This is a genomic window from Haloferax profundi (assembly GCF_001469865.1).
GTDB lineage: Archaea > Halobacteriota > Halobacteria > Halobacteriales > Haloferacaceae > Haloferax > Haloferax profundi.
In genome coordinates this window covers 1-2,294 of the sequence record NZ_LOPV01000260.1, presented here as the reverse complement: position 1 = coordinate 2,294, position 2,294 = coordinate 1, and the positions used below count along the sequence as shown (strand labels likewise).

The 2,294-nt window shown below is 47.1% G+C and carries 3 protein-coding genes; 2 read left to right on the top strand and 1 reads right to left on the bottom strand.

What is annotated here, in order from left to right; all coding sequences use genetic code 11:
• Both AUR66_RS11805 and AUR66_RS21250 read left to right on the top strand, forming a co-directional pair.
• Nucleotides 1-404, top strand: a 404-nt coding sequence (locus tag AUR66_RS11805; RefSeq protein WP_058572581.1) for a DUF488 domain-containing protein, incomplete at its 5' end; no start/stop codon positions are given.
• The gene (locus AUR66_RS21250) at nt 397-1,098 is read left to right on the top strand and encodes a dual OB domain-containing protein (RefSeq protein WP_157533082.1); all 702 of its coding nucleotides are present in this window, start codon (nt 397-399) and stop codon (nt 1,096-1,098) included. The genes AUR66_RS11805 and AUR66_RS21250, both read left to right, overlap by 8 nt.
• 2 nt (nt 1,099-1,100) lie before the next feature.
• On the opposite strand, the gene AUR66_RS23265 is transcribed toward AUR66_RS21250, so the two are convergent.
• Nucleotides 1,101-1,352 carry a DUF4326 domain-containing protein gene (locus AUR66_RS23265; protein ID WP_394326259.1) on the bottom strand — a complete coding sequence of 84 codons (252 nt, stop codon included), beginning with the start codon at nt 1,350-1,352 and terminating at the stop codon, nt 1,101-1,103.
• Between the last annotated feature and the right edge of the window lie 942 nt (nt 1,353-2,294).

Here is a 2,294-nt window from a genome sequence, read left to right as displayed (position 1 = left end):
AACTTCTTGAAGATGCTGGTATTCAGCGCCTTCTCGACGTCCGGATAAACAACCGATCTCAGTTATCAGGTTTTGCTAAGAGAGATGATTTGAAGTTCTTTTTAGAGACTATACTTGACGCAAAGTACGAACATCGAGAATCACTAGCCCCAACCAAGGAGTTGCTCAATGCATGGCGGAATGACACGATTGACTGGCCGGAGTATGAACGGCAGTTTAGACAGCTACTGGCTGATCGTGAGGTTGAGCAGACATTGGATCCTACGCTCTTCGAGACGCCCACCGTGATGCTCTGTAGCGAACATAAGCCAGAGCGCTGTCACCGGCGACTGGTCGTTGAATATCTAAATGAACACTGGGGAAACGTTGAGGGCGTCCACCTAACGGATGGCTGCCATGTGTGATGCTGTTGAGATGGTTTGTCTCGCGAATTCAGAGAAACATGGGGCTCGTTGTGTAGCTGGGGTTCGATTAGATACTGGAGGCTGGTTACGACCTGTTTCTAACGATGATGGTGCAGGACTTCTCGAGAACCAATATGTAACTGTTTCAGGTCATCACCCAAGGCCACTGGATATTATTCGTGTCAAGATTGGTCATCAGCGGCCAAAATATCACCAGCCAGAGAACTGGGTTATCTCAGGCAAGCCTTGGGCACTCTTGGAAACGAGCCTCAATGAGCGGGCACTGCTAGCAATCAATGCTGCTCTTCAACAGGATGGGTTCATTTTCGGAGACTCTTCTGGTTCGATACCAAAAGCCGAACTAACAGAGATACCGGTCATGCGCTCGCTCACCCTTGTATCTCCAATAGAGCCGGAATTTTACGTCCGAGAGAAGGATAACGGAAAATTCCAGCCTCGTACTGGGTTCAAATTTGGTGGCTACAACTACGATTTCCCCATCACCGCACCAAAATGGCGAGAGCAAGCTCGGACGAAGGGTATAGACTCATTGCCGACAGCGGAAGACGTCGGCGACGACGAAGAGATACTTTTTACAATTAGTCTTGGAGAAGCAACCCGCAATACGAAGAGATGTTACAAACTAGTCGCCGCAGTATTTTCTATCGACTCAGATAAGGTGATCAGTATGTAATGTCAATCTGATTTAACATCTAGGTTTCCACGAAGATAGGCGAGTACCACATCTCCATGACAGGCCTTGGGTTTGCACCAGCATCCGAGTGTTTCTCCACGTAATTCCTCGACTGCCGCACGGAAGTCTGTGTCAGACCGAACTTTGCGCTTAAACCATTGTTCATAGCGTTCAACACTCTCTTCACGAGTATATTTACCTCCGTCTTTTTTGAGTCGAAATGGGTTACCAAAGCGGGTGTCTCGATCGATCATTCGGACTCCTTCTTTTCCATACCGACTTACATTCACGAGTTCGGTCTTTCGTTCACCCGTAAGTGTTGATTGATAGCCCATGATTAGATGGTCCTCAATGTTGAGTCTATTAACTAGTTTGTGCCCTAGTATTAAAGAGTACAGCAGTTTGTATGTTTTCAGCAGTTGATTACTGAACCCGGTGGACTGTTATCTCAATTCAGACTCCTGCGATTATAATAACCAAGCCGCGGTCAACCCAGAATTTGAGACTGGTGATTATCCACGCCCCAGTTCTACTGGCAACACTGGAGTGGTTACTGGCAATATTGGCAACGCTGGTCGGTCAAAGCGACTACAATTCAAAGACTCGAGGTGGGATTGTATGGACCTCTCGGCCCGTGTTGCTGACTGGGTGTCTAGTAGTGATCTGATTCAGTAAAACACGATGAGTCAGATTTGACCTCTTACTGACTCTGGGTTCGCGTCGAAGAACGGATGAAATGTGGTGTGTGACGTTCAAACTCCTGACTGAATGTCGACATCACAGTAGTGCGCTAATTTCACATTGGTCAAATGAAAGGGGAATCCGAGCCGGATTTGGCTCAGCGATCTCCGTGACGCATGCCAGTTAACTCTTGTATTTATATCTAGAAAATCTCTAGATATTAGTATCTAATCTACAAATATCGTAATCAACAGAATTTAATCCCCGACTAGATTCGATATTGTTGAGAATTGGGCCTTGGGACAGGCCCGTCAATATTCGACCTACATGTTCAAATCAAACGACAACACTCCCAATACAGTCTCTAGTTCAAATCAAGAATCGACTCGGTTTGGTTCGGCTCGCCGCGTCATCGTGACGACAGCCATATTGAGCTTAATTTTGCTCGCACAACCTGCCGCAGCACAACAGGGTGTCATCTGCAGTGCAGACAAACTCCCCGGGATGATCGAGGG